24 protein-coding genes are annotated in these 24763 nt (G+C 59.7%); 9 read left to right on the forward strand and 15 right to left on the reverse strand.

The genetic code is table 11. The annotated features are described in order from the left end of the window. Window positions 1-37 precede the first annotated feature (37 nt). The 6 genes from FTE24_RS20255 to FTE24_RS20280 all read left to right on the forward strand — a co-directional run bounded on the left by FTE24_RS20255 (window position 38) and on the right by FTE24_RS20280 (window position 6638). A complete protein-coding gene (locus FTE24_RS20255; RefSeq protein WP_237401867.1) occupies window positions 38-814 on the forward strand; it encodes an STM4013/SEN3800 family hydrolase in 777 nt (258 codons plus the stop codon). Window positions 815-855: 41 nt separating this feature from the next. Further along, complete coding sequence (locus FTE24_RS20260; protein WP_150229759.1) at window positions 856-2220, forward strand: STM4012 family radical SAM protein; 1365 nt, start codon at window positions 856-858, stop codon at window positions 2218-2220. After that, a complete protein-coding gene (locus tag FTE24_RS20265) occupies window positions 2217-3107 on the forward strand; it encodes an STM4011 family radical SAM protein (RefSeq protein WP_150229761.1) in 891 nt (296 codons plus the stop codon). The genes FTE24_RS20260 and FTE24_RS20265 overlap by 4 nt, the downstream gene beginning before the upstream one ends. Further along, window positions 3104-3685, forward strand: coding sequence for an adenylyl-sulfate kinase (gene cysC, locus FTE24_RS20270; protein ID WP_337190071.1), 582 nt, complete (start codon window positions 3104-3106; stop codon window positions 3683-3685). The genes FTE24_RS20265 and cysC overlap by 4 nt, the downstream gene beginning before the upstream one ends. A 107-nt stretch (window positions 3686-3792) precedes the next feature. Continuing rightward, complete coding sequence (locus FTE24_RS20275; RefSeq protein ID WP_150229763.1) at window positions 3793-4935, forward strand: DNA alkylation repair protein; 1143 nt, start codon at window positions 3793-3795, stop codon at window positions 4933-4935. Window positions 4936-5051: 116 nt separating this feature from the next. Continuing rightward, window positions 5052-6638 (forward strand): methyl-accepting chemotaxis protein, encoded by a 1587-nt coding sequence (locus FTE24_RS20280; RefSeq protein ID WP_150229765.1) that lies wholly within the window; start codon window positions 5052-5054, stop codon window positions 6636-6638. A 197-nt stretch (window positions 6639-6835) separates the two neighbouring features. Here the strand turns inward: FTE24_RS20280 and FTE24_RS20285 are convergent, their stop codons facing one another. Both FTE24_RS20285 and FTE24_RS20290 read right to left on the reverse strand, forming a co-directional pair. Next, on the reverse strand, window positions 6836-6976 hold the full coding sequence (locus FTE24_RS20285; RefSeq protein WP_160441846.1) for a hypothetical protein: 141 nt from the start codon (window positions 6974-6976) through the stop codon (window positions 6836-6838). A gap of 179 nt (window positions 6977-7155) precedes the next feature. Then, the gene (locus tag FTE24_RS20290) at window positions 7156-8076 is read right to left on the reverse strand and encodes a hypothetical protein (RefSeq protein WP_150229766.1); all 921 of its coding nucleotides are present in this window, start codon (window positions 8074-8076) and stop codon (window positions 7156-7158) included. Window positions 8077-8418: 342 nt separating this feature from the next. Here FTE24_RS20290 and FTE24_RS20295 point away from each other — a divergent pair, with 342 nt between their 5' ends. Beyond that, entirely contained in the window at window positions 8419-10389 is a 1971-nt protein-coding gene (locus FTE24_RS20295) for a copper amine oxidase N-terminal domain-containing protein (RefSeq protein ID WP_150229768.1), read from the forward strand. A gap of 171 nt (window positions 10390-10560) precedes the next feature. On the opposite strand, the gene FTE24_RS20300 is transcribed toward FTE24_RS20295, so the two are convergent. From FTE24_RS20300 to FTE24_RS20315, 4 genes are all read right to left on the reverse strand, one after another. Next, window positions 10561-11175: a GNAT family N-acetyltransferase gene (locus tag FTE24_RS20300; RefSeq protein ID WP_150229769.1), complete on the reverse strand. Its 615-nt coding sequence runs from the start codon at window positions 11173-11175 to the stop codon at window positions 10561-10563. Window positions 11176-11348: 173 nt separating this feature from the next. Continuing rightward, window positions 11349-12425, reverse strand: a complete 1077-nt coding sequence (locus FTE24_RS20305; RefSeq protein ID WP_150229771.1) for a GTPase — start codon at window positions 12423-12425, stop codon at window positions 11349-11351. Window positions 12426-12528: 103 nt separating this feature from the next. Beyond that, complete coding sequence (locus FTE24_RS20310) at window positions 12529-13170, reverse strand: SDR family oxidoreductase (protein ID WP_141445975.1); 642 nt, start codon at window positions 13168-13170, stop codon at window positions 12529-12531. Between the two features lie 83 nt (window positions 13171-13253). After that, a complete protein-coding gene (locus FTE24_RS20315; RefSeq protein WP_150229773.1) occupies window positions 13254-13502 on the reverse strand; it encodes a hypothetical protein in 249 nt (82 codons plus the stop codon). 256 nt (window positions 13503-13758) lie between these two features. Between FTE24_RS20315 and FTE24_RS20320 the strand changes: the two genes are divergently transcribed. After that, window positions 13759-14745 (forward strand): stalk domain-containing protein, encoded by a 987-nt coding sequence (locus FTE24_RS20320; protein WP_150229775.1) that lies wholly within the window; start codon window positions 13759-13761, stop codon window positions 14743-14745. A gap of 169 nt (window positions 14746-14914) precedes the next feature. Then, window positions 14915-15478, forward strand: coding sequence for a glutathione peroxidase (locus tag FTE24_RS20325; RefSeq protein WP_150229777.1), 564 nt, complete (start codon window positions 14915-14917; stop codon window positions 15476-15478). 175 nt (window positions 15479-15653) lie between these two features. Here the strand turns inward: FTE24_RS20325 and FTE24_RS20330 are convergent, their stop codons facing one another. The 9 genes from FTE24_RS20330 to FTE24_RS20370 all read right to left on the reverse strand — a co-directional run. Continuing rightward, window positions 15654-16136, reverse strand: a complete 483-nt coding sequence (locus FTE24_RS20330; protein WP_150229779.1) for a hypothetical protein — start codon at window positions 16134-16136, stop codon at window positions 15654-15656. Window positions 16137-16538: 402 nt separating this feature from the next. Next, the gene (gene spo0A, locus FTE24_RS20335) at window positions 16539-17345 is read right to left on the reverse strand and encodes a sporulation transcription factor Spo0A (RefSeq protein ID WP_150229781.1); all 807 of its coding nucleotides are present in this window, start codon (window positions 17343-17345) and stop codon (window positions 16539-16541) included. 354 nt (window positions 17346-17699) lie between these two features. Continuing rightward, window positions 17700-19427 (reverse strand): DNA repair protein RecN, encoded by a 1728-nt coding sequence (recN, locus tag FTE24_RS20340; protein ID WP_150229783.1) that lies wholly within the window; start codon window positions 19425-19427, stop codon window positions 17700-17702. Window positions 19428-19446: 19 nt separating this feature from the next. Next, the gene (gene ahrC, locus FTE24_RS20345) at window positions 19447-19896 is read right to left on the reverse strand and encodes a transcriptional regulator AhrC/ArgR (RefSeq protein ID WP_141445982.1); all 450 of its coding nucleotides are present in this window, start codon (window positions 19894-19896) and stop codon (window positions 19447-19449) included. A 55-nt stretch (window positions 19897-19951) separates the two neighbouring features. After that, window positions 19952-20815 (reverse strand): TlyA family RNA methyltransferase, encoded by an 864-nt coding sequence (locus FTE24_RS20350; protein ID WP_141445983.1) that lies wholly within the window; start codon window positions 20813-20815, stop codon window positions 19952-19954. A 52-nt stretch (window positions 20816-20867) separates the two neighbouring features. Further along, window positions 20868-22772, reverse strand: a complete 1905-nt coding sequence (gene dxs / locus FTE24_RS20355) for a 1-deoxy-D-xylulose-5-phosphate synthase (protein ID WP_150229785.1) — start codon at window positions 22770-22772, stop codon at window positions 20868-20870. A gap of 240 nt (window positions 22773-23012) precedes the next feature. Further along, window positions 23013-23888: a polyprenyl synthetase family protein gene (locus FTE24_RS20360; protein WP_150230714.1), complete on the reverse strand. Its 876-nt coding sequence runs from the start codon at window positions 23886-23888 to the stop codon at window positions 23013-23015. Window positions 23889-23914: 26 nt separating this feature from the next. Then, window positions 23915-24211 (reverse strand): exodeoxyribonuclease VII small subunit, encoded by a 297-nt coding sequence (gene xseB, locus FTE24_RS20365; RefSeq protein ID WP_150229786.1) that lies wholly within the window; start codon window positions 24209-24211, stop codon window positions 23915-23917. After that, window positions 24201-24763: exodeoxyribonuclease VII large subunit (locus FTE24_RS20370; RefSeq protein ID WP_272915089.1), on the reverse strand; the 563-nt coding region annotated here is incomplete at its 5' end. The genes xseB and FTE24_RS20370, both read right to left, overlap by 11 nt.

Here is a 24763-nt window from a genome sequence, read left to right on the forward strand (position 1 = left end):
TGACGCCCGGGACTCCGCTTCCCGGCGTTCCGTCAATATGAACGAAGTCGTCGGCACGCACGACCTGTTAATGATTACGCTCGACACGCTGCGCTACGACGCCGCCGTGCTGGAAGAAGCCAACTGCCCCAATCTGTGCGGCAGCGGTTCGTGGGAGAAACGCCATTCGCCCGGCAGCTTCACGTACGCGGCGCATCACGCTTTCTTCGGCGGATTTCTTCCGACGCCCGCCGATCCGGACAAAGCTTCGCATATCCGGCTGTTCCATTCCCGCAACACCGGCCTGAAGACGCATCCGCATACGTGGCTGTTCGACACGCCGGATCTCGTGTCGGGACTTGCGGCGGAAGGCTACCGGACACTGTGTATCGGCGGCGTCATCTTTTTCACGAAAAAAGTGCCGCTCGCCCGCGTGCTGCCCGGCTATTTCCAGCGCAGCTTCTGGCGGATGAACTTCGGCGTGACAAATCCGCAGTCCACGAAACACCAGGTGGACCACGCGCTGAAACTGCTGGACGAAATTCCGACGGACGAACGGTTCTTCCTGTTCGTCAACGTCTCGGCGATGCACGGGCCGAACCATATTTTCCTGCCCGGCGCCCGGCGCGATTCGGTCGACAGCCAGCGCGCCGCGCTGCGTTACGCCGATGCCGAACTGGGACGGCTGTTCGACGCGGTGCGCCGCCGGAACAACCCGGCGTTCTGCATGGCTTTTTCCGATCACGGCACCGCGTACGGCGAAGACGGCTACAAAGGCCACCGCCTGGCGCACGAGACCGTATGGAACGTGCCTTACCGGGAATTTATGCTCTGATGCCAACCTAACCGATAACTCACCCGAGGAGGGGATTCGCCATGACCGACACGGACCTTTACGATGCCGAGCGCGTCCAAGCCTGGACGCGGGAACTGGCCGCCGCTCCGTATCGCTCGTACCTGTATTCGTATCCGCACAAAACCGCCTATCGCCCGTTCGATCGGCCAAAGGCGCTGTCCGAACTGTGGCAGAGCGAACCGACGGACCATTTTTTCCTCTATATGCATATCCCGTTTTGCGGAGCCCGCTGCGGCTTCTGCAATCTGTTCACGCTGCCCGACAAGCGCGAGGACGTACATAAGCGCTATGTCGACGCGCTCGAACGCCAGGCGCGGCAGTGGGCGGGCTTCGCTTCCCGGCCGTTCGCCCGCTTCGCGATCGGCGGCGGCACGCCCACCCTGCTGCGCGCCGACCAGCTGACGCGGCTGTTCGATATCGCCGAGAACATTATGGGCCTCAACCCGGCGGAAGCGTCGATCTCGGTAGAGACGTCGCCGGAGACGATCGATGCCCAGCGCCTCGGCGTGCTCAAAGAACGCGGCGTCGACCGCGTCAGCATGGGTATCCAGAGCTTTATCGAAGCGGAAGCGGCCGCCATCTACCGTCCGCAGAAGCCGGACGAAGTGCGGCGGGCGCTGGACGTGCTCGGACGGTTCGATTTTCCGCTGCTCAACCTCGATCTGATCTACGGCCTGCCCGGACAGACCCGGGAGACCTGGCTGTATTCGCTCGATCAGGCGCTGGCGTACGAACCGGGCGAAATTTTCATCTATCCGCTCTACACGCGCGAGCATACGATCCTCAAGCCCGAAGACATGCCGGCGTCCGGTCCGGCAGACCCGCGCATGGAGTTGTATACGGCGGCCTGCGAACGGCTGGAACAACGCGGTTACGAGCAGTTCTCCATGCGCCGCTTCGCGCGCAAAGGGACGGTCGGCCATGATCCTTCCAAAAGCCTGCTGGACTACGGCTGCCAGGAAGAAGGCATGATGGGCCTCGGCTGCGGCGCCCGTTCGTACACGCGCAGCGTGCACTACGCGTCGCGCTACGGCGTGAGCCGGCAGGCGACGTCGAGCATCATCGCCGATTACGTCGCCGCGGAGCGGCATGACTACGCCGATTACGGCTTCGAGCTGGATGCGGACGAACGCCGCCGGCGCTTCGCGCTCAAAGGGCTGCTGCACCGCGAAGGGATGGATCTCGCCGCCTACGGAGAGCGGTTCGGCACATCCGCGTTCGAAGACCTGCCGCATCTGCGTCTGCTGACGCAGTCTGGGCTCGCCAAGATCGAAGCCGGCGTCCTGCGTATGGGCCGGGAAGGCCTCGGCTATTCCGACGCAATCGGCGACTGGCTGATCTCGGAGCCGGTCCGCCGGCGGATGGCCGGGTTCGTGCTGCCATGAGAGCCACTTTGTATTTTCGCGGCTCGCTGTCGTCCTGCAACTATTCCTGTCCGTACTGCCCGTTCAGCAAAAACACGGACAGCGCCGAGACGCTTGCCCGGGACCGCCTTCAAGTCCGGCGCTTCACGGCATGGATCGCCGACCAGGAACGGCTCGGCCACCGTCTGTCCGTCTTCTTCAATCCTTACGGCGAAGGGTTGATCCACCGCTGGTACCGCGAAGCGATGGTGCAGTTGTCCCGCATGCCGCACGTCGAGAAGGTCGCCATTCAGACGAACCTGTCCGCCTCTCTCGACTGGACGGAAGAGCTGAACCGCGACACGGCCGCATTCTGGACTACGTATCATCCCGGCGAGACGAGCGAAGAACGGTTTCTCGCCCGCTGCTTCGACCTGCATCGCCGGGGCGTCAAGTTCAGCGTCGGCAGCGTCGGCGTGCGCAGCGCTTTCGACCGCATCGAGTCGCTTCGCCGCGCGCTGCCCGAAGACGTCTACCTGTGGGTCAACGCGTTCAAAGACCGCAAAGACTACTACGCCGACCGCGACATCGAGCGGATGCGCGCCGTCGATCCGCTGTTCGACCTCAATCTGCCGGATTACGACAGCCTCGGCCGAGCGTGCCGAACCGGCGAATCGGTCTTCTTCGTGCAGGGCGCCGGACTCGTCAAGCGCTGCTACAGCGACCGCCGCGTCATCGGGCATCTGTACCGCGACGGCCTCGACGGATTGTCGCGAACCCGGCCCTGCGGGATGAAGACGTGCGGCTGTTATATCGGCTATGTTCATATCCCGGAGCTTGAACTCGAACGTGCGTACGGAGACGGCCTGCTGGAACGGCGCAGCCTGCCGGAACGCCGGGCGTTTGCCGGATATGGAGGTGTGCGATGACGGACCGGAATCTTCAGCGTCATGCTGCAGCGCCTGCCGCCCCCGGCGCAAGCTTGTCTATGACGTCTTCGGAGGCGGCCCGCACGATCTGGCTCACCGGCCTGCCCAGCTCGGGCAAAACGACGACGGCTTTGGCGCTGGCCGAAGCGCTGCGCAGCCGGAACGTTCCGGTCGAAGTGCTCGACGGCGACGAGCTGCGCAGACAGATCGGCGGCGGTCTCGGCTTCAGCCGCGAAGACCGGATGGAGAATGTACGGCGGGCCGTGTACGTGGCCGGCCTGCTGGGCAAGCACGGCGTCACCGCAATCGTGTCGCTGATCAGCCCGTACGCGGAGATGCGGCAGTATGCGCGGAGTACGCTGCCGCTTTTTACGGAAGTGTACGTGGACTGCCCGCTGGCCGAATGCGAACGGCGGGACGTGAAAGGGCTGTACGCGCTGGCCCGCCGCGGCGCGATCGCAGCGTTCACCGGCGTGTCCGATCCGTACGAGCCGCCGGCAAGTCCCGAACTGACGCTGCGGACGGATCTCCATACGCTGGAACAGAACGTGGAGCGGCTGCTTGCGTTATTCGATTGAACCGGACAGGCTGTTGTCCGGTTTTTCGTGTTATTTTACAAAAGAGAATCTGTGCCCTTACCTACTCATTCACGGCCGCCTCAGGCGTGCCCCAGGAGGAACTTGCCATGCCCGAACCGCTCAAATTGATCTATACCGAATCTTTTTTGCGCCAATTCGCCGCCCGGCTTCAAACGGCCTATCCCCCTTTCGACGAAGGGCGGTTCGTCGATGCCATGCTGGACCGCGGCTGGGACGAACTGGAATTGAAAGCCCGGATGCGGCGCATCTCGGAACAACTGGGCCGCGCGCTGCCGCAGCCTTTTTCCGCGGCGCTGGACGTTTTGTACCGCGTCGACGAAGCATGCACAGGCTTTCCGTATTTGTTTTTGCCCGATTTCGTCGAAGTGCACGGCAGCGCGGACGCCGATTACGAACTTGCGCTGGACGCGCTGGAACGGTTCACGTCCGGTTCTTCGTCCGAGTTTGCGATCCGCCCGTTTCTGCTGCGGGAGCCGGAACGGACGATGCGGCGCATGCATGTGTGGGCAAGCAGCGATAATGAACATGTGCGCCGCCTCGCCAGCGAAGGCTGCCGTCCCCGTCTGCCGTGGGGACAAGCGCTGCCGATGTTCAAGCGCGATCCGGCGCCCGTGCTGGAACTGCTGGAGCGGCTCCGGGCCGACCCTTCCCTCTACGTCCGCAAAAGCGTCGCCAACAATCTCAACGATATTGCCAAAGACCATCCCGAAGCGGTCAAAGCAATCGCGCTGCGCTGGTACGGCAGTGATCCGCTGACCGATTGGATCGTCCGCCGGGGCTGCCGCGGGCTGCTGCGCGCCGCCGATCCGGGCGTGCTTCAACTGTTCGGCTACGCGGCGGCGGCCTCGCCGGAGCAGGCGCCGCTTCTGTCGGCCGCTTCTCTCGCCGTCTCTCCCAGTTCGATCCGGATCGGCGAGTCGGCCGAACTGCGGGTCGAGCTTCGGGCGCGCGCAGGCGTGCCGCTTCGCGTGCGGCTCGAATGCGGCATCGATTACGTCAAAGCGTCCGGCCGCACGTCGCGCAAATTATTTCTGCTGAGCGACCGGACGCTGCAAAGCGGCGAACGCTTCGCGTTCGTCAAAACCCAGCGCTTCGCCGATCTGACGACGCGGCGCCATTATCCGGGTCTGCACCGTATTGTGCTGCTGGTCAACGGCATCGAATACGCGGAAGATTCTCTGACACTCCTGCCTGCTTCGCACGATTCAACGAATATTTTGAACGTTTGATCTGTTCAATATCCGTATTTTTCATGTTTTTCGCATGAAAATGGTTGTTAACTATCGTTACTTCTCGTATAATGTGAACAAATATCACATATATTTTGGGCGAAAAGGGCGTGCTGATGATGCAAATCAACCGGATTCCAACGATTTTAAGTTCCCTGCCCGGAGCTGCGGCTGCGGCTGCACTCTGGGCGTTTTCTCCGCGCGGCGCCTTGCAGACGATACTGCTTGTCGCAGCCGTGCTCTCGATCGGCTTCCTGCTGTTTTTGTCGCTCAGGGACAAGCGCAAGGGCGCAAGCCCTGCCGCTTCCCTGTCGTCTGACGACGAATCCGGCAAACTGCAAAACGTCCTGTTCGAATCGCAGGTCGTCTCGGACCGGCTGCTGGCCGTCGTGGAAGAAGTGCGTACGTCGGTCGATACGCTGACGTCCGTGACCGAACATTCCGAGCGCGCCGAGCGCGAGCTGGGCACGCGCAGCACCGAAGCCGCGGCGCGAACGTCGGAAGCGGCGGCGCTGCTGGAAGAAGCCGCCCGCACGTCGGAGCGGATGGCCGAAAGCGCGGGCGCGATGGCGCAGGGCAGCCTCCGCGCCGGTTCGGCGGCGGACGAATTGTCCGGCGCGCTGCGTTCCGCGGACCGGGCAATGGACGATATCCGGCAGCAGAGCGGCACGATCGGCGAACGGATCGGCGAACTGACCGGGCATATGGCGGATATCGAACAGATCAACGTCTTTATCCGGGGCGTCGTCGAACAGACGTCCCTGCTTGCGCTGAACGCTTCGATCGAAGCGGCCCGCGCCGGCGAGGAAGGCCGCGGCTTCGCCGTCGTCGCCCAGGAGATCCGCAAGCTGGCCGCGCAGAGCGGCGAAGCCGTCGGACGCTCCGCGTCGACGCTCGGTTCGATCGTGGCCGGCGTGAACCATGCGACCGAAGCGATGCAGACGAGCCGCCGGGCGGTCGAAGCCGGCAGCGGCGAGATGCGGCAGATGCAGCTCCAGATGGAGCGGCTGAACGTCAGTCTCGACGACGTGCTCCAATCGGCGCGCGAGACCGACCGCTTGAGCGGCATCCAGCGGGAACGGATGGCGCGCGGCGTGGAAGCGCTGGGCGAAGCGGCCGGGCTGACCGGCCAGACGACGCAGTCGATGGAGCAGCTGTTCTCGCATATCGGGCAGCAGCGCAGCCAGATCGTCAAGCTGGCCCGGATCGGCTCCGAGATGAACGAAGCTTCGGCCGAACTGTCCGACATCGTCGGAGCGTTCCGGATCGAGCACGACGACAAGTCCGGCGGCGCCGATGTGGAACAGGTGCGCCGCGTGCTCGAGACGGCTGCGCGCCAAGCCGCTGCACTGCCTGCGGAAGAAAGCCCGCATGCAGCGCTGCTCTCCGGCTGCATGGCGCAGACGCCGTCGATCGAAGCGGTCTGGTCGAACCGCGCGGACGGCTCGTTTATCTTCTCCAAGCCGCAGGCCGGATTGCTCAACGCGAAGAGCCGCGAATGGTGGCAGCACGCGATGCGCGGCGAAGTCTACGTCTCGCCGGTCTACGTATCGGCGATTACGAAGCGGCCGTGCCTGACGATGTCCGCCGCCATTCTCGATGACCGGGGCGAGCGGATCGGCGTCGTCGGCATGGATTTGTCGCTCGGGCAGCCTGCGCGCCCTGTCGGCGAGGACCTGCCGGCCGCGCGGTCCGCGATTTAAGGAAGTGGGGATAGGCTTCGATTGACTTCGGATCGGGTTGTGTCAACGCTTCCGCCGCACCTGGATCAACCTTGATCCGTATGGCATGCCTCACCGACGCGGACACTATCCGTACGCACACAAAAGCGCCTCCGGCTATCGGAGGCGCTTTTATGTGCGTTGGCATGTATGAAATTCGGCCCGAAGGCGATAGCGATTTATCGCATCGAGGCTTCCGCGCGTTCTTCCCGTTCGGCTTCGCTCTGCGGTTCAGGCTTGCCGGACGTGGACCCGTACAGGATGAAATTGACTTCTTCCAGCACGTCGGAAAACTGCGGACTCATCTGATTGTTTGGCATGATTGTTCCTCACCTTACTTCTTTCTGATATGACGTATCCAAGTATTCATTACACCGTTTTCCAAATGTTGAATCTAGGTTTGGATTCGGGGGCAGCGGCTTCCGGATACGTTTCTCGAAGCTCGGGAGCGACCGCCTTTTTCTTTATCGGCTGCGGAGGCGAATTCCATAATATCCCTTTATTTCTTTTTTCGTTTAGGCCGGTTCCGTTTGTCTTTTTGCTTCGCTTCGCTGCGTTTGAGCCGCCGCTGTTCCAGTTCCATTTCCCGTTTCAGATACAGTTCCATCGTGTTTTCGGGATGTTCGGAAGCGAACAGCATGAACTTTTTGAGATGCTCGTTATATTTGTCTTTGCCGAATACGCGCCCGTTTTCCTGCAGGAACGTCTCCAGCAGGCGATGCGGATCGCCGGTGTTCTTGAGCATGTCGAAGTCCGACAGCACGCCCAGAATGCGCGAAGCGATACGCTCCGCTTGCTGCTGCATCCGTTCTTCGCCCAGCCGCTCGTCCTCGGGGAATGTATGGGACAAGATCAGGAAGATGCCTCCGACCCCGTACAGCGCCAGCATGTCCGCCAGATCGACCGAATCCGAGCTGACCCGGCTCGTCCATTCGAGCGACGCCCGGTCCGGATGCGTGAAAATGTTCAAAAATCCGTACACGTCGGTCAGCTCGAACGAAATTTGTTCGTATGCGTATTTCATGACGCCCAGATTGCTGCCCATCACTTCCTGGGCGGCGTCGGGATCGATCGTTTCGGGAGCCGCCAAATATTGAAACAATCGGGCCGAGTGCTCGAACGCCACCCGGATCTGCACCGGCGCTTCGACGACCAGACCGCCTTCGCGCAGCAGCACGGCCGCCGACAGCGAATTGGCAATACGCTTCAGCAGCGCGCCGGCATAAAAATCTTCTTCCGGTTCGGCGTAGTCGCGCGCGATCGCGATCAGCTCGTGCATGTAGCCGAGCGTCTCGTCGCGAACGGAGCCGGCATGCTCGGGCGCCTGCCGCAGCGAAGCCGGCCGCCAATCTTCGGGTCCGCCGACCGTCGTTTCGGCCGTATCGGCTTCCCGGCCGGAACGCTTTTCATCCTGCGTCATCGGACCTGTCTCCTTCCTTGCCTTCCGCGCCGCTTCGATCGTCGGGCAGAAGGTTTCCTGTTCGGTTTCATCGTGTGCTTTTTTTACTATTCAACGTTCTTATAGGTCGGACATCCCTTTCATTTTACCGGGTTCGAGGTCGCCGTTTCAACCTGACCTCTTTTTTGTTCGAACCGTCCTGCCCGCTTTTTTTATAACTGGGTAAAAAAGGAATGTCGGCGCGCGCCGTCGAATACGTAGAGCGGAACATCCCCGGCCCTGTTCGTACAGACGACGATAGCGCCGACAAAACGGCCGGCCGCGGGAACGTTACTTGAAAAAGACAAGGGGTCTTTACGTAAAATGAACGGGAACTTCATGATCAAAACCGCGCTGGCCGCGGGCATTATGCTGGGAGCCGCTCTCCCGGCGCCGCAGCTGTGGGGCACGAGCGCCTACGCGCAGTCGACCGAGCCGACGATGTCGAACGGACTGGACGCGCGCAATTACGTGCTGGACGACGGCTCACTCCGGGCCGAAGGACGCACGATCGGCAAAGTGCAGGAGCCTTCGCCTTTCGTCGGCTTGACGCGGGATTCGCAGACGGACGAACGGTACGCCTGGACCGCGGACGGCAAAGTGTACCAGTGGCGCAATTTCGGCGTGACCGAAGGCCCGGAGCGGCTGAGCGGACTGCCGCCGATCGCCCAGGTGTCGGAAGACGTCATGCTGACCAAATCCGGCGAAGTGGTCGGGTACGCCGGCGCAGGTCTGCCCAAAGCCGTCAAGATTTCCGCCCATTCCGCCGGCTTCGCGCTGCTGACCGGCAGCGGGGAAATCTGGCGTTACCGCCCGGACTACGCGACGAACAAACTTAAAAAGCTCGCCGATCTGCCGGGCACGACCGATATCCAGTCGTCCAGCGGCTATGTGATGGCCCTCGGTTCGGACGGCACCGTGACGAAGATCGATGCCGAGACCGGCGACGAACCCGAGACGCTGACAACCGGCGCCGTCTCGATCGCCTGGGTCAAACACGAGACGAGCAGCGACCTGTACGTCGCGAAGTCGGACGGCAGCCTGTGGCAGTACGAATACGGCAGTGCCGGCTTCGAAGAAGCGATTCCTTCCGTCAAAGGCGCCGTATCCGTGAACAAAGCCGAAGGCGGCTTGTTCGTTCGCCTGAGCGACGGAAAGTCCGGGCTGTACGCCGGCGGCAAATGGACGGCGCTGGCTCCGGCGCGGCTGCAATCGGCCGTGTTGACCCTCTCCCGCCCTTCGGCCGCCAAAGGCGATCCGGTCCGGGTCACCGTCGAAGAGAAATTTTCCGACGGGACGAAGCTCAAGCGCCTGCCCGCCGCCGGCGAACTGAACGTATCCGATCCGAAGATCGCCGCGCTGCAAAAAGACGGCAGTCTCAAAGCGAACGGACTCGGCGCCGCATCCGTCACGTTCACGTCGAACGGCATCTCCGCCAAAGCGACGCTGATCGTCAAATCGGACACGCCGCTCACCGGAGCCGGCCTGATCGGCGGCAGTTCCTATCTGCCTGTCCGCTCCGTCTTCACCGCGCTCGGCGCGACCGTGTCGAACGCCGGCGGCAGTTGGAACATCCAATACGGCGATACGAAGATCCAACTGAGCACCGGCAGCTCCACCGCTTCCGTCAACGGCAAAGCCGTCGCGCTCAAAGGCAAAGTCCAGACGCTCGACGGTCAGGCCGTCTTCCCGGCCAGCTTCCTGCCGACTGTCGTTCCGGGCGCCGCCGTTCAATGGGACGCCAAGCTGCAGCAGGCGATTCTCGCGTTCGGTCCGGCTTCGCTGCAGGTCGAATCCAAGCAAACGGCTCTGCTCAGAAAAAAGCAGCAGCTCGGCAGTCTCGCCCAGCAGCTCGGCAAATCGTACTGGATCAATACGTACAGCGGAGCCGGCGTACGCTTCAGCAAACTGACCATCGCCGATATCAAAACGAAGGAAGGTTCTTCCGGCCGTCTGTACACGATCGTGTTCAAAAACGCCGCCGGCAGCCAGTTCGCGTCGTCTTCGATGTACGCTTCGGGCGTGCTGGAACTGCTCGGCGATCCGAACGAGTTTTTCCCGTTCGATCCGAAAGCCCGTTACGGCGGCAGCAGCAAAGTATGGAATCAAATCCGCGGCCATTACGTGTCCAGCGGCATGAACAAGCAGCATGTGCTGCTGTCGTGGGGCGAACCGACCGAAGTCGCGACGCAGAGCAGCCCGAAAGGGCCGATCGAAGTGTGGGTCTATATGAGAGGCGGACTCACCTGGCAGGCGGTCGCTTTCGTCAAAGGCACCGTGCTCGGCGTGCTGTAAGCCGCTTTCTCTGTTCCATTTTGGCATCAAGCTGCGAAAAAGGCGGTCCGCATCCGGCGGTCCGCCTTTTTCGTCGTGGCTGCGGTCTTTTTTCGGTCTTTTTCCCGGCTTCTTTCCCGGTTTCTTTTCCCGGTTCCGCCGCCGTTTGCGCCGCCGCTTCAGCCGTCCGCGTTACAGCGTCCGTGCATCTTCCGCGCTTGGACGGTATTCCGAACTTGGCTGCGCCTGCTGCGACAACGCTTGACGCTGCTCCCAATCTTCGACCGTGATCGCAAACAGCATATGGTCTTCCCACTCGCCGTTGATCTTCAAGTAACGCTCGGCCATACCTTCCTGACGGAAACCGGCTTTTTCGAGCACGCGCCGGGACTTGGCGTTCCGGGGCATGACCCCGGCCTGAACACGGTGCAGCCGATGCTTGACGAATGCAAGTTCCAGCACTGCCAGCACCGCTTCCGTCATATAGCCCTGCCCGTTATGGTTTTCGTCGAGAAAATAGCCCAGATTCGCGTTCTGGAACGGTCCGCGCACGATGCCGGTCAGTGCCGCGCGCCCGAGCAGCTGTCCGCTGCCGAGCAGCCGGATCGCGTACACGTAAGCCTGATCGCGGGTTCGTCCCTGCTCGCTCTGCATAATCTCTGTCTGCTGTCCGGCCAGCGTCAAATAACCGTCCGAGCGGATCGGCTCCAGCGGCTCCAGAAACTTTTCATTGGCTCGCCTCAGTTCCAGCAGTTCTCCCGCTTCTTCCGGCGTAAAAGGTCTTAATTCCAGACGTTCGGTCCGCATGCTTGTTCCTCCGTTTCGCTTGTTCGCACGCTTGCGCGTTTCTTCATTATACCAAAGCTTCATCCCAATGCTTCCCGTCTGCCCAGGTTTCAACGCGGGAGCCGCTCCACGGCCGCGAAAAAGCCCCGCAGCCGCGGGGCTTTTTTCTCCGTTTGAACGCGATCGGCCGCCGTTTATTCGACGGTATCGCCTTCGCCCGGCAGCTTCTTGCCTTTGTTTTTGCGGTCGCGGAAATTGCGGTACAGCTTCGACACCGTATCGGGCGTCACGTCGATCCCGCGCTCATACGCGTATTTGACGGAATATCCCAGCGCGAGCGTCATCGAACCGGCAACGCCGGCCGCCGCCACCGTCCCCGCACCCGGAAACATTTTGACGATTTGCCCGAACAGCGTCCGTCCGAGGTTGCCGACGATCGCCGTGATGACGATCTCTTTGGCCGCCTCGCGGCTGATCGGCCGTTCGTACAGCGCTGCCAGACGCGTCAGCAGCCCGATCTGGAGCGCGGTGATCGGCACGATGTCCGCGCCCGGCAGCGGCACCGCCCCGATCGCTCCCGCCGACGTAGCCGCGCCGATGATCCATTTGTTGGCGGTCGAAGACTTCGCTTTGATCGTATGGGCGAACAGAATGTCCTTATTGTTTTTTTTTAACAAATCCAGGATGGCGTCGCGCAGATTGTCGATATTCTCGCCTGTGCGCGAAGAGATCGGAATCACGTCGTATTTATGTCCCGTTTCCTGGCGCACCCGCGCGACTAGGCGATCCACTTCGTCCGCCGCATCGATCTTGTTGAGCACGATCAGAATGTTCGGGTTCGCTTTTTCCACGATCCGGAACGAACGCTGCTCGCTCTCCGAGAAGACCGTGCCCGCCGCATTGAGGAAAAAGAGTACCACGTCCGTTTTGCGGAAATAATCCAGCGTCGTCGCCGAATTTTCCGTATTGACGTCATTCAGGCCCGGCGTATCGATAAAAAAGATTTTGTCTTTGTACGGATGCGGATGAATCGCTGTCGTCTCTCCCGGCTCCGCGCCGACGCCGGCCACTTCTTCGCCCACGATCCGGTTGATCGTCGACGATTTGCCGGCATTGACGTCTCCGATCATCGCGATCAGAATCTGCTGCTTGAGCTGAGCGTTGATCGCCGCCATCTCCTGATCGAACGCCGTATCGGCGGCTTCGCGAATCTGGCGCTTCATTTCGTTTTTCTGGTGTTCGGTATAACTGCCCGTTCCGCCCATCTTCATCTGTCAACCGCCCTTTCCGTCTGCGAATCGAATACTTTTTCGCTTATACGATAACGTTAACCGGAAAGTTTCGCCGCTGAAACGAACGTTCCGCCGCTTTCCGTTACCCGCCGAACGCTTCGTGAATCGGCGTATCGCCGGCCACGAGATCGAAGCCGCGCCGATACGCGTTCGGGTCTTCCAGCAGCGCCGCGATCACGGCCGCCACGTCGTCGCGCGAAATCGAACCCGGCTCCAGATTCTCAGCCGCCGATATGCGTCCCGTGCCCGGATCGTTCGTCAGCCCGCCCGGGCGCACGATCGTGTACTGCAGTCCCGTCGATTCCAGCATCCGGTCCGCATAATGTTTCGCCGCGTAATAAGGCTTGATCTCTTCGGACCAGTTCTCGCGGTTATGGGCCTGCATGGCGCTGACGATCACGTACCGTTTGACGCCCGCTTGTTCCGCCGCTTCCATCGTCTTCACGGCGCCGTCGAGATCGATCAGCAGCGTCTTGTCGAGGCCGGTCGAACCGCCCGAACCCGCCGCGAATACGATCGCGTCGCAGCCCTGCATGGCTTCGGCCAAAGCCTCGACCCGGTCTTCCAGATTGCCCAGCACCGGCTCGATGCCTGCGGCCTTAAGTTCCTCCGCCTGCTCGGGCTTGCGCACCAGCGCTTTGACTTGATGTTTGCCTTCCTGCTTCAGCAGCTTGACCAGTCGGCCTCCGATTTGTCCGTTCGCTCCGATTACCAATACGTTCATGTCGTGTTCCTCCTTGGGTATGCTCTTTTTTGGGAATAGGCTATGGGGTCAATAGATAGGGCTTGCCGCCGCTTCTTCGCTCCTTAACGGATGCTGAACGCAACTTCCGCCACTTTGGCCAGATTGATGCTGATGTCCCGGCCTTCGCTCTCGAACGTGAGGCAGCCCACGCTCTCCGTTTTCTCGCCCCGGAAAGCGGGAATGACGTACGCTTCTTTCAATTCCCGGATCGCGATCTCCATCTCGGCGGGAGTCAGTTCCTCGCTTGAATCGAACGCGTAGTCTTTTTCAATGCCGTTGTCGTATAAAATTCGGATATGGATCGTTCTCATGTTGGTGTCTCTCCCTTTCGGCTTTGCGGCGATGCCGTAACCGGCTCGCTTCTCCATTATCTCAAACCGCTGCCCGGAAACCAAATCGGAGCCGCGCCAAGCGAGCGGCGAAGACGGCGAGTCCTCCCTGTTTTCCTATGCAGCTCCCGGTTCCTCGCTTATACTTAAACGGAATGCAGAGTCGGAATCTCATGCGCAACACTGTACATCTACTTGACGAAAAAATATCCATTTAAGATAGAGAGGGCGGTTTCCCGTGAAAAAAAGAACGGTTTGGATAGCGGCGCTGGTCTACGGTCTGTCGATGTCGTCGGTACAGGCCGAGTCGGTCATGCAGGTGTCGGTCGACGGCAAAGCCGTTGCTTTTCGGACGAATCCGGTCGTGCAGAGCAATGTGACGATGGTACAGTTCGCCCCGATCTTCCGCAGCCTCGGCGCTTCGTTCCAGTGGAACGGGCAGAAACAGCAGGTAACCGCCACCCGCGGCGGCACGAAAATGGTCCTTACGGTCGGCAGCCGCATCGCTTACGTCAACGGCAGCGCCGTGCGCATGCAGCAGTCCCCGGTCGCGATCAACGGCAATATTTTCGTTCCGCTGCGCTTCGTGGGCGAAGCCACCGGCGCCCGGGTGGACTTCTCGGGCAGCCGCATCTCGATCGCAAGCGCGCCGCCGTCTTCCCCCGGAAACGCAGCGGCGGGCGCTAACGGCGGTTCGGCAGCTTCCGATCCGGCAGAGAGCGATCTGACAGACACCGACCCGACAGACACCAATCCGAATGGGTCGCCCGAATTGTCGGAAAAATCGATCCATAATTATCTGATTACCCATTACGACACGCTCTATACCCCGGATACCGGTTACGAAGTCGATTACAGCGTGCAGCTCGGCGAGGAAGGCGACTATCACGTCTCGGTTCTGCTGGACCATTACGAAGCGAGCGGCAGACTGTACGCGGAGACCCGAGCCGACGGCAGCGTGCTCTACGACCTGACCGGAGACCTTGCGGCGGACCTCTCCCGGCGGTTCAACCTCGAGGCACTGTACGTGCACGTGACGCTGGCTCCGATGCTGGAACAGCGTCCCGACGGGGTCAACGACGAAGAACTGCTGGAGCTGGACGACGGAAGCTTCGTGCTGATCCGTACGCTGTTCGTCGGGATGTATGATTTTGCCGGAAAATACGCTGACTTTTACGACGTGACGTCCGCCGAGTCGAAGTTTGTCTCTGCCGCCGAATGGTAAAAGCACGCTTTGAATGGTAAAAGCACATCTCATGGCCGGGTCGAAAAAATATAGAAAAACTTCTCTTTTTTTATAAAAACCCTCTCTTCTTCTTACGGTTGAGATGATATAGTAGGAGAGCAATATCGCCATTTTTCGACAAAATACTTCAAGCTAAGGGGCGTTCCGTTTGAGCAGCATTTACGATTTCTCCGCCACTTCTATCAGCGGACAGCAAATTTCTCTGGACTCTTTTCGCGGCAAAACCGTGCTGATCGTCAATACGGCCAGCGGATGCGGATTCACGTTCCAATTCGAAGACCTGCAAAAGCTGTACGATCGCTACAAAGACCGCGACTTCGTTATTCTCGGCTTCCCGTGCGGCCAATTCGCCGATCAGGAACTGAACACGAACGATCAGATCCATACGTTCTGCACGTTGAAATACGGCGTCTCGTTCCCGATGTTCGAAAAAGTCGACGTCCGGGACGAAAAGGCCCACCCGCTGTTCGCCTACCTGGCCGGAACCAAGCCGTTCAAAGGCTTCAATCCGTTCCACTCGGTAGCCAAAATCCTCCTCCCGCTGATCAACGAACGCCACCCCGAATATATGCCCGGCGATTCGATCAAATGGAATTTCACCAAGTTCCTGATCGACCCCGAAGGCCGCGTCATCGAACGTTACGAAGCCACGACCGACCCGATCGACATGGAAGACGACATCGAGAAAGTGCTCAACGCGGCTAAAAGCTAGGGTTGGGCTTGGTTGGACAGTTGGTAAAAAGAATGCAAAAGAGGAAGCCCTGTAGGGGGCTTCCTCTTTTGGTGTTTGGACAGGAATTTGGCGCGCTGTTTTCGGCCTGAACCGGAGCGGTAGTATAGTGCTTTATGCCGATAAATGACGATTTTGCTATGTAAGAGCTGCCGTTTTAAAACATGGAACTAATTTTCCCCGTCGTTTTATTCACGTAGTACCATCCGTAGGTTGCGGTATGGCCTGTTTCTTCGTCATCCATAACGACTTGGTACGCGTGGACCACATAATTGTCGCCTTCTGTATACTCGACTTCCACGTAAATAGACGGATGATGGAATCCATATTTCGCTTTCACTTTTTTAACGGCTTCGGCTTGGGTGATCGAAGTTTGTTTGGGCTGCTTCCCGATATATAGGCCGCCGTCTTTCAACGAAACATCCTGTCCAATTGCAGCACTGACCGCGCGAACGGGTACGTACGTCGTTCCGTCGTAGGTCAGCGTTTTCGCACTGTCTTTTTTCACAAGGTTAAAATAAAGCGGCATATTTTTCACGGCGACTTGAATCGTTTGCGTATTTGCGGCAAAAGCCGCCGAGCCGGTAAGCATGGTCCCGATCAAAATTCCCACAGTCAATCCTTTTACTTTGTCTTTCAAAGTTCCCACTCCTTTTGGCGTCTGCGCGCAAATTTACGTATGTAGTCCTCTATATCTCAAATAACGTCGTCACGACACTTATTTTCCTCCATTTGCCCATTCTGATCCGAATAGATGCGTGAGAGCAGCTATTTCCGGGTTGTTGCACCGAAAACGTCTTTTTCGCCTAAAATAAGAGTCGCTGCGCAGTTATTTGCAAATCGCTTGCGAATTAGGCTCAAATAAGTGCGATTTCGCACGTCCTAACAAAGGCAGCACGAGTACGATGATCGCCTGGGTCTGGGTTTGCCTCTGCTCCTGTGTCTGAACGGTCAGCCAACAAAAATACCGTCCTTCACCGGATTTGTGCAAATCCGATAAACAACGGTATGAATAATCGCAAGCTTAGCTTAACTTCGCTCTTCAGCTCACCTTATGCTCGATCCGCAGCTTGTCCGCGATCATCGCGATAAATTCGCTGTTGGTCGGCTTGGATTTGTTGATGCTGACGGTGTAGCCGAACAAGTCGCTGATGTTCTGCACGGAACCGCGGGCCCAGGCCAGTTCGATCGCGTGGCGGATGGCGCGTTCCACGCGGGATGGGGTCGTGGCATATTTCTCGGCGATCGAAGGGTACAGCGTCTTCGTGATCGAGCCGAGGATTTCGATGTTATGGTAGACCATCGTGATCGCTTCGCGCAGGTACTTGTAGCCGCGTACGTGCACGGGAATGCCGATCTCGTTAATAATCGACGTGATGCTCGCATCAAGCGTCTTGCCTTTGGACAGCGATCCGATGCTCGGCTTCGGCGCGGGTGCCGGCGAAGCTTGGGCGATCGGCGAAGACGGGATGTTCAGCATCTGGCGAACCCGGTTCACCAGCACTTCGATATCGAACGGCTTCAGGATGTAGTACGCGGCACCCAGCTCGACCGCGCGCTGCGTAATGTTCTCTTGTCCGAACGCCGTCAGCATGATCACTTTGGGACGCGGATTCAGGTTCATGCCCTGCAGCTTCTCCAGCACGCCGAGTCCGTCCAGGTGCGGCATAATGATGTCCAGGATCAGAATATCGGGCGCCCGTTCGGCGCCGCGCAGCAGCCCCAGCACTTCTTCTCCGTTAAAAGCGACTCCGGTTACCGTCATGTCTTCCTGCGAGGAAATGTGTTCCTGGAGCATGTGGACGAAATCCCGATTATCGTCCGCAAGCATAACTTCGATGTTTGGCAAAACCTGTTCCTCCTTCTCATCCGGCCGCAAAGCCGAATCCTCTGTAATTCACAGAACCGTTTCTGTCTTTTTAAACAGATCTCACGTAAAAAATTCGACACCGTTCGAAAGAATCCTGCTACGGCAGCAAATTTTCGCTCTCTCTCAGTATATCGGGTTACGCGCCAAATTAAAACAAAAAATCCCAAAACCGTAAATTAGCGCTGAAGAACGAATCCGATTTCGGGATTCTCTTTTTCTGAACGCTTTTTTGCAGCATCTGAAGCGCGGAACTTGCGGCTCCGCGGTTTCGGACGTGCATACGGTTTTGGGACAAGGCGGCGTCCGGCCCGTAAGCCGAAGCCGCCGAATAACTTAGACGCGACTTTTTTTGCTTGCTTCCGCAAGCTTCAACATTTCCTGCGCGTGGTGCAGCGTTTTCTCCGTAATTTCGACACCGCCGAGCATCCGCGCAAGTTCGGTGACGCGTCCTTCTTCGTTCAGCGCTTCGACCCTGGTCATCGTCCGCTCGCCTTCCACGCGCTTCTCGATCAGGTACTGGCGATCCGCCATGCAGGCTACCTGCGGCAGGTGGGTAATCGAGAACACCTGACAGTCGCGGGACAGCTTGACGAGCTTCTCCGCGATCGACTGGGCCGCGCGGCCGCTGACGCCGGTATCGACTTCGTCGAATACGAGCACCGGAACTTTGTCGTGACGGGCGAAAATGCTTTTGAGTGCCAGCATGATCCGCGACAGCTCGCCGCCCGACGCGATCTTGCCGAGCGGACGCAGCGGTTCGCCGGGGTTCGGCGAGATGAGGAACTCCGCGTTGTCGACGCCCTGACGGGTCAGGCGCACGCGCCGGCCTTCGAATTCGAAGCCGCGGGCGTCCTGGATCGGCTCAAGCTTCACTTCGATCGACGTTCGCTGCATTTGCAAATCTTTGAGTTCGCCTTCGATCTGACGGGCCAGATCGCGCGAGCATTCCCGGCGCAGCACGCTCAGTTCCCGGGCCAGCCGCAGCGTTTTCTCCAGCTGCTTGTCACGCTTGGCGGTCAGCAGCTCCATGCGTTCGTCCTTGTTCTCCAGCATGTCCGTCTCGCGGTGAATCCGGTCGTAATACTCCAGAATCTGTTCGACGCTGTCGCCGTATTTGCGCCGCAGTCCGGAGATCAGGTTCAGCCGTTCTTCGACTTCTTCGAGGCGTCCCGGGTTGAACTCGATATTCTCGCGGTAATCCCGGAGTTGGAACGCCGCGTCTTCCAGCTGGTAAAAAGCGTTCCGCAGCTGCTCCAGAATCGGCTGCATCGCTTTGGGATCGTAATTCTCGACGTCTTCCAGATTGGAGATCGCCGAGCCGATCGCTTCGATGCCCCGATCGCCGTACAGCAGGTTGTATCCGCCGGAGACGGATTCCATCAGCTTCTCGCTGTGCGCAAGCTTGGAACGTTCGTCCGCCAGCTCCACGTCTTCGCCCACTTTGAGCTTGGCCGCCTGAATCTCTTCCAGCTGGAAACGGTACATGTCGAGCATTTGCAGCGATTTCTGGCTCGTCTCGCGCAGCTCGCGCAGTTCCCGCTCCAGCTTGGCGAGAGCCGAATACTCCTGCTGATAAGCCGCTTTCGCCGGCGCGATCGTGTCGCCTCCGTACGAATCCAGCAGGCCGAGATGGCTTTCCGGACGCAGCAGCGACTGGTGCTCGTGCTGGCCGTGGATATTGATCAGCTGCTCGCCCACTTCGCGCAGCATCGTCAAATTGACGAGCTGCCCGTTGATGCGCGACGTGCTTTTTCCGTGTGCCGTCACTTCGCGCCGGATGACCAGATGTTCTTCCGGCGACGCGGAAATACCGAGCTGTTCCAGCGTTTTCCACACCGGATGCTCGCCCTGCAGCTCGAACAGCGCTTCCATCTCCGCTTTGTCGGCTCCGTACCGAATCAGGTCCGAAGACCCGCGGCCGCCGGAGATCAGGCCCAGCGCGTCGATAACGATCGATTTGCCGGCTCCCGTTTCCCCGGACAGCACGTGAAATCCTTGATAAAAATGAACGTCGACGGATTCGACGACGGCGAGATTGCGAATGGACAATGCGACTAGCATGCACTCACCTCAATAGAATTTAGGAAATGAATCCCATAATTTGGCCGATCACCGTCTGGCTGTTCTCCGGTTCGCGACAGATCAGCAGGATCGTGTCGTCGCCCGAGATCGTACCCATGATTTCCGACCATTCCATATTATCGAGCAGCGCCGCGATCGAGTTGGCCGTGCCCGGCAAACATTTCATCACGACCAGATTGGCCGAATGATCGATATGGACGAAATTGTCCACGAGCGCGCGCTTGAGCTTTTGTACCGGATTGTACCGCTGATCGGTCGGCATCGAATATTTGTACCGGCCGTCGTCCAGCGGAACCTTGATCAGCAGCAGTTCCTTGATATCGCGAGATACCGTCGCCTGCGTCACCTGGAATCCCGAAGACCGCAGCGCGGCAACCAGTTCGTCCTGCGTCTCGATGTCGCGGCTGGAGATAATCTCCCGGATCTTGATATGCCGTTGTCCCTTCATAAGACTCCCCCTTCGTTATGCAAAATATGAATAAACGCGTTCAACGCAAAGAAACTCACCGTTCGGCGGATGAGTTTCTGTGAAAAGTCCGGGCGGCTTCCGCCGCGGTATTCGACGCCAACTCCCGAATGACTTCTTCGCCGAGCGGAGCCGTTTCTCCTTCCGGCAGCTTCAGATAAGCGAGAAATTCGACGTTGCCTTCGCCGCCGGTAATCGGCGAGAAGGTCAAGCCTCCGATCTCGAAGCCCAGAGCATTGGCAAAAGTCAGCACTTGGTTCAATACGTCTTCATGCACTTTGCGGTCGCGGACGACGCCCGATTTGCCCACCTTGTCGCGTCCGGCTTCGAACTGCGGCTTGATCAGCGCGGCCACTTCGGCCGGACGTTTCAGCAGTTGAAGCAGCGGAGGCAAAATGAGGCGCAGGGAAATAAACGAGACGTCGATGCTCGCAAAATCCGGGCGGGGCCCCGTCAGTTCTTCCGGCGTCATATAGCGGAAATTCGTCCGTTCCATGACGCAGACACGTTCGTCGTTTCTCAGCGACCAATCGAGTTGGTTATAGCCGACGTCGATCGCGTACACGTAAGAAGCGCCGTTTTGCAGGGCGCAGTCGGTGAAGCCGCCGGTCGAAGACCCGATATCGAGCATTACCCGGTCCTGCATCCCGATCTCGAAATTTTTGAGCGCTTTTTCAAGCTTGAGACCGCCGCGGCTGACGTACGGATGTACGGAGCCTTTGACGTGCAGCGCCGCTTCCCGCGACACTTTCATGCCCGGCTTCTCGATTCGTTCGTTATCGGCAAAAACGAGGCCCGCCATAATGGCGGCCTTCGCTTTCTCCCGGCTTTCGTAATACGCCTGCTCGACGAGCAGGACGTCGATACGTTCTTTTTCGATCTTGTCTTTTTGCGCGGCCATAATCAGGCTCTCTTTCTGTGTAAAATACGAACGCCGCAGCGCACGGTGCTCCTTAGGAAGGAAGACCGCTTTTGAGCGCGAGGCGGCTGCCCGTTACGCTCTCGCGCACGAGATCGGCGGCATGCTCGGCCGTCAGGCCGGCTTCCTGCTGCTGTTCCTTGATGCTGCCGTGCTCGATGAAGCAGTCCGGCACGCCCAGAATACGCACTTCGGCGTGGCTGATACCGTGCGATGCGTAAAATTCGAGCACCGCGCTGCCCAGGCCGCCGGCTTGCGAAGCTTCTTCCATCACGAGCAGCTTGACGCCGCGATCGGCGAGGTCGGTCAGCATCTTCTCGTCAAGCGGCTTCAGGAAGCGCGCATTGACGACGCTCGCTTGAATGCCCGACGACTTGAGCAGTTCGGCGGCGGCCAAAGCGGTCTGGACCATCGGTCCGACGGCCAGAATCGCGCAGTTGTCGCCTTCGCGCACCGTTTCCCAGCTGCCGATCGGAATAGCCTTGAGCTGTTGGTCGAGCGGAACGCCCAGGCCGTTGACCCGCGGATAACGGAAACCGATCGGCCCTTTATCGTAATCCAGCGCCGTTTTCATCATATGACGCAGTTCGTTTTCGTCTTTGGGCATCATGAGCACCATGTTCGGAATATGGCGCAGGAACGCGATATCGTACACGCCTTGATGCGTCTCGCCGTCCGCGCCGACAAAGCCGGCCCGGTCGATCGCGAACATGACGTTGGCGTTATGCCGGCAAATATCGTGCACGATCTGGTCGTAGGCACGCTGCATGAAGGTCGAATAGACGGCGAAGACCGGCTTCATCCCTTCCATCGCCATCGCGGCGCACAGCGTCGCGGCATGCTGCTCGGCGATGCCCACGTCGATCATCCGTTTCGGGAATCTCGCCGCGAACTCCATCAGTCCGGAACCGCCTGGCATGGCCGGCGTGACGGCGACGATCCGCTCGTCCTGCTCGGCCAATTCGATCAGCGTGCTGCCGAACACTTCGGTGTACATCGGGTTGCCGGCCGACTTGAGCGTCTTGCCGGACTCGATCTTGTACGGCGAAATGCCGTGCCATTTATGCGAATCGGCTTCCGCCGGTTTGTAGCCTTTGCCTTTGGTCGTCACGATGTGGACGAGCACCGGGCCGTCGACGTTGTCCGACTGGCGGAACGTCTCCATCAGGGTCGGCAGGTCGTGCCCGTCGATCGGACCGATGTATTTGAAGCCCAGTTCTTCGAACAGAACGCCCGGCACCATCATATATTTGAGGCTGTCTTTGACTTTTTCCGCCGTGCGCGCAAGCTTGCCGCCGATCGCCGGAATTTTTTTGATCAGCGATTCGACGTCTTCTTTGGCGCGCAGATAATGGCGGTCCGAGCGGACGCGGCTCAGGTAGTTGTGCATGGCGCCGACGTTCGGCGCGATCGACATCTCGTTGTCATTGAGGACGACGAGCAGATTTTTTTTCTCATGGCCGATATGGTTCAGCGCTTCGAACGCCATGCCGCCGGTCAGCGCGCCGTCTCCGATCACCGCGACCACTTTGTTGCTCTCGCCCTTGAGGTCGCGCGCCATCGCCATGCCCATCGCCGCGGACAGCGACGTGCTGCTGTGGCCCGCTTCCCAGACGTCGTGTTCGCTTTCGGCACGCTTGACGAAGCCGCACAATCCCTTGTACTTGCGCAGCGTATCGAACCGGTCCTGGCGGCCTGTCAAAATTTTGTGCACGTAGGCCTGATGGCCCACGTCGAAAATAAACTTGTCTTTGGGACTCTCGTAGCAGTAATGCAAAGCCAATGTTAACTCGACCACACCCAAATTGGAAGCCAAATGGCCTCCGGTCACCGAGAGATTTTCGATTAAAAATTGGCGAATTTCCTGCGCCAGCGGCGCGAGTTGTTCGGACGGCAGCTTCTTCAGATCGCCGGGTTGGTTGATTTGTGGAAGGAGCATGTGTCATTCCCCGCTTTCCTTCATTTTCCTGAATTCGGTCGCGCACGATTGGTGTAGGCGGGCTCTTACGAACGCCGCGAAGCGTTTTTCGAGCACGCGTAGTATCGGTATTATATCGTTTTTCGGCAAATAAAGCCAATTTGAAGCATCGGCTTATGAGCCGGGCGCTGTCCGTTCTTCTGTTGTTCAATACCCAAGCAAGCGAGCAGCGAAACCGGAGTCCGCTTCCTCCCGGAACTGTTAACGGTCCCGTTCCACCAAATAATCGGCGATAGCCAGCAGGATGTCCGTACGCTCAAGATCCGCGCCCAGCACGGCCGTTTTGGATTCTTCGCTGAGGCGCCGCACTTCTTCGCGCGATTTGTCGATCCCGAGGAAAAACGGATACGTCACTTTTTCCATTTTGACGTCGCTTTGCGTTTTTTTGCCCAGCTTGCTCTCGTCGCCGACCAGATCCAGAATATCGTCCTGAATCTGGAACGCCAGCCCGATGCCGCGCCCGAACGTACGCAGCGCCTCAAGTTGCAGCGGCGTCGCTCCGGCCGTGCGGCCGCCCGCAAGCAGCGAGAACATGATCAGGTCGCTCGTCTTGTGCAGATGGATATATTCCAGCCGCGCAAGGTCCGTCGTGCCCTGTTCGCCTTCCATATCGGCCACCTGGCCGCCCACCATGCCGCGCGGTCCGGCGTATTCGGCCAGATCGGACACGATCCCGATCGCCGCCTCGGCCGGCAGCAGGCCGTCTCTGGCCAGCGAGGATACCACATAAAAAGCATGCGTCAGCAGGCCGTCGCCCGCGAGGATCGCCATCGCTTCGCCGAACACTTTGTGGTTCGTCGGCTTGCCGCGGCGCAGGTCGTCGTCGTCCATCGCCGGCAGGTCGTCGTGCACGAGCGAATACGTGTGCACCATCTCGACGGCGGCCGCGACGCGGATCGCCGCCGCCCGGCGGCCGCCGAGACTTTCGCACGCCGCTACCACGAGCAGGGGACGCAGCCGTTTGCCGCCGGCATCGAGCGAATACCGCATCGATTCCAGCAGCGCGGGCGGCATGTCCCAGTCGGCCGGAAACGCTTCGGCAAAATAGCTTTCCAGCTCGGACGACACGTCTCTCATATACGGTTCAAGCGCGAATACGCTGTTCAAAAGTTGTCCCCGCTTTCCGCTTCGCCCGCAAAGTTCCGGCGTCGAAGCTGTCCGTCTTCTTCCACGATCGTTTCGATTTTGCGTTCCACCTGCTCCAGCTTCTGGCCGCACAGCTGCGACAGCTGCATACCGCGCTGAAACAGGTCGATCGCTTTCTCCAGCGGCACGTCGCCCTGTTCAAGCTCGGCGACGATCCGCTCCAGTTGGTCCATCGCCTGTTCGAAATTCAGTTCGGCACCCGTCGCTGCGTCGGACGCTCCCGCAGCATTGTGATGTTCGGTATTAGGCTCCACTTCGATTGTCCTCCTCCGTCGTTTGAATAACCCGGCATTCGAGACTTCCGTCGTTCACCCGGACGACGATCCCGTCGCCCTCGGCTACCTCGTGCACCGATTTGATCAGCTTCTGCCCGGCTTCGTCGTAGACGAGGCTGTAGCCGCGCGCCATCACCTTGAGCGGGCTCAGGGCGTCGAGCTGGCGCAGGCTGCCCAGCAGCCGCTGGCGCCCGTCTTTGACGGCGGCGGTCATGGCCGCGTTCAGGCGGCCGTCCAGCCCGCCGAGCTGGCGCGAAGCGAGCTGCAGCTGAGCGCCCGGATAGAAGCGCGACAGCCTGCCGTGCAGGCGCGCGTGCTTGTCCCGGCCCGAGGCGAAGCGGGCTTCGGTCCGCGCCGTCAGGCGGCGCGTCAGCCCGTCCAGCCGCTGCGCATGCGGCTGAAGGGCGCGCTGCGGCTGCCGCAGCACGGCGGAGCGCTGCAGGCGCGCCAGACGTTCGCGCTCCTGCGCGGCCCGGCGCAGCAGGGCGCCGCGCAGCCGCTCCTGCTGCTGGGCGACGCGATGCTGCAGCG

The organism is Saccharibacillus sp. WB 17 (genome assembly GCF_008634075.2).
Taxonomy (GTDB): Bacteria; Bacillota; Bacilli; order Paenibacillales; family Paenibacillaceae; genus Saccharibacillus; species Saccharibacillus brassicae.

Excerpts from the sequence above, each read along its gene's own strand:
- recN (WP_150229783.1), bottom strand. The coding sequence starts at position 19,427 with ATGCTAGTCGCATTGTCCATTCGCAATCTCGCCGTCGTCGAATCCGTC.
- FTE24_RS20285 (WP_160441846.1), bottom strand. The coding sequence starts at position 6,976 with ATGCCAAACAATCAGATGAGTCCGCAGTTTTCCGACGTGCTGGAAGAA.
- FTE24_RS20350 (WP_141445983.1), bottom strand. The coding sequence starts at position 20,815 with ATGGCCGCGCAAAAAGACAAGATCGAAAAAGAACGTATCGACGTCCTG.
- FTE24_RS20295 (WP_150229768.1), top strand. The coding sequence starts at position 8,419 with ATGAACGGGAACTTCATGATCAAAACCGCGCTGGCCGCGGGCATTATG.
- FTE24_RS20255 (WP_237401867.1), top strand. The coding sequence starts at position 38 with ATGAACGAAGTCGTCGGCACGCACGACCTGTTAATGATTACGCTCGAC.
- dxs (WP_150229785.1), bottom strand. The coding sequence starts at position 22,772 with ATGCTCCTTCCACAAATCAACCAACCCGGCGATCTGAAGAAGCTGCCG.
- cysC (WP_337190071.1), top strand. The coding sequence starts at position 3,104 with ATGACGGACCGGAATCTTCAGCGTCATGCTGCAGCGCCTGCCGCCCCC.
- FTE24_RS20280 (WP_150229765.1), top strand. The coding sequence starts at position 5,052 with ATGATGCAAATCAACCGGATTCCAACGATTTTAAGTTCCCTGCCCGGA.
- FTE24_RS20305 (WP_150229771.1), bottom strand. The coding sequence starts at position 12,425 with ATGAAGATGGGCGGAACGGGCAGTTATACCGAACACCAGAAAAACGAA.
- FTE24_RS20300 (WP_150229769.1), bottom strand. The coding sequence starts at position 11,175 with ATGCGGACCGAACGTCTGGAATTAAGACCTTTTACGCCGGAAGAAGCG.
- FTE24_RS20260 (WP_150229759.1), top strand. The coding sequence starts at position 856 with ATGACCGACACGGACCTTTACGATGCCGAGCGCGTCCAAGCCTGGACG.
- FTE24_RS20360 (WP_150230714.1), bottom strand. The coding sequence starts at position 23,888 with ATGAGAGACGTGTCGTCCGAGCTGGAAAGCTATTTTGCCGAAGCGTTT.
- FTE24_RS20310 (WP_141445975.1), bottom strand. The coding sequence starts at position 13,170 with ATGAACGTATTGGTAATCGGAGCGAACGGACAAATCGGAGGCCGACTG.
- FTE24_RS20275 (WP_150229763.1), top strand. The coding sequence starts at position 3,793 with ATGCCCGAACCGCTCAAATTGATCTATACCGAATCTTTTTTGCGCCAA.
- FTE24_RS20290 (WP_150229766.1), bottom strand. The coding sequence starts at position 8,076 with ATGACGCAGGATGAAAAGCGTTCCGGCCGGGAAGCCGATACGGCCGAA.
- FTE24_RS20265 (WP_150229761.1), top strand. The coding sequence starts at position 2,217 with ATGAGAGCCACTTTGTATTTTCGCGGCTCGCTGTCGTCCTGCAACTAT.
- FTE24_RS20315 (WP_150229773.1), bottom strand. The coding sequence starts at position 13,502 with ATGAGAACGATCCATATCCGAATTTTATACGACAACGGCATTGAAAAA.
- ahrC (WP_141445982.1), bottom strand. The coding sequence starts at position 19,896 with ATGAAGGGACAACGGCATATCAAGATCCGGGAGATTATCTCCAGCCGC.